We start from the raw sequence: 989 nt of genomic DNA, 5'->3' as shown, positions 1-989 counted from the left end.
TAAGGTTGGGTTTTGTCCCAGCCTCTTTTTATTATACTCGTTCTGAATGAGTAATAATTTTACCAGTTGTCAGCAAAACATTTTTAAGCATGATTAATATTTTCTTTATATATACATTGTCAACACTGACTCTATATGATAGAATATAAACAGGCAGATATAAAGAGAAACAATATTTTTATACCGCTCTAAAATAAGTTTGCCAGAAGTAAGGAGGAATAATATGAAATCATTAAAAGGCACCAAAACCGAAAAGAACCTGTTGGAGGCATTTGCTGGCGAATCCATGGCACGCAACAAATACACCTGGTTTGGTATTGTAGCCCGCAAAGCAGGCTATGATCAAATCGCTGAATTATTTGAGAAAACCGCTAATAATGAAAAAGCTCACGCTTATATGTGGTTCAAGGAATTAGACCAGTTAGGCGATACTGCAGCTAACCTTTTAGCAGCAGCTGAAGGCGAAAACCATGAATGGACCGATATGTATGTAAAAATGGCACAAGAAGCTGAGGAAGAAGGTTTCCCTGAAATCGCAGCAAAAATGCGCGGTGTTGCAGCTATCGAAAAACGTCATGAAGAACGCTATCGTAAACTCTTACAAAACATCGAAGAAATGAAGGTTTTCAGCAAAGACAGCGGCCTGACCATTTGGGAATGCCGCAACTGTGGTCATATTGTAGTCGGCCCCAGCGCTCCGGAAGTTTGCCCTGTCTGCGCTCATCCGCAAGGTTTCTTTGAAGTGCATATGGATAACTTCTAAGCTTATACATCTCCCCAAATTCATAAGAGAAAGTAGAAAAGTGTAGCGTAAAATTTACGTTGCACTTTTTCTTTATTTCCGTTTCAAAACCAATACGCAAATGAAACGCAAATTTTTACGTTTCATTTCTAATGCAACGTGAAAGAGCCGTGCAAATTATGCATGGCTCTAATTTCTTATAATGAATTTTTAGGTTCTAAATTGCAATAAGAAGTTGCACACTTTT

General features: G+C 38.1%; 1 protein-coding gene. It reads left to right on the top strand.

Annotated elements, in window-relative coordinates; translation table 11 throughout:
• The first annotated feature begins 223 nt into the window (after positions 1-223).
• A complete protein-coding gene (rbr, locus tag HMPREF9443_RS09435; protein WP_009146377.1) occupies positions 224-763 on the top strand; it encodes a rubrerythrin in 540 nt (179 codons plus the stop codon).
• Positions 764-989 lie beyond the last annotated feature (226 nt).

The sequence above is a fragment of the Phascolarctobacterium succinatutens YIT 12067 genome (assembly GCF_000188175.1).
Lineage (GTDB): Bacteria > Bacillota > Negativicutes > Acidaminococcales > Acidaminococcaceae > Phascolarctobacterium_A > Phascolarctobacterium_A succinatutens.
Note: the sequence above shows the minus strand (reverse complement) of the source record. Positions and strands in the feature narration are given on the sequence as shown.

Coding starts and splice junctions, on each gene's coding strand:
- rbr (WP_009146377.1), top strand. CDS start 224: ATGAAATCATTAAAAGGCACCAAAACCGAAAAGAACCTGTTGGAGGCA.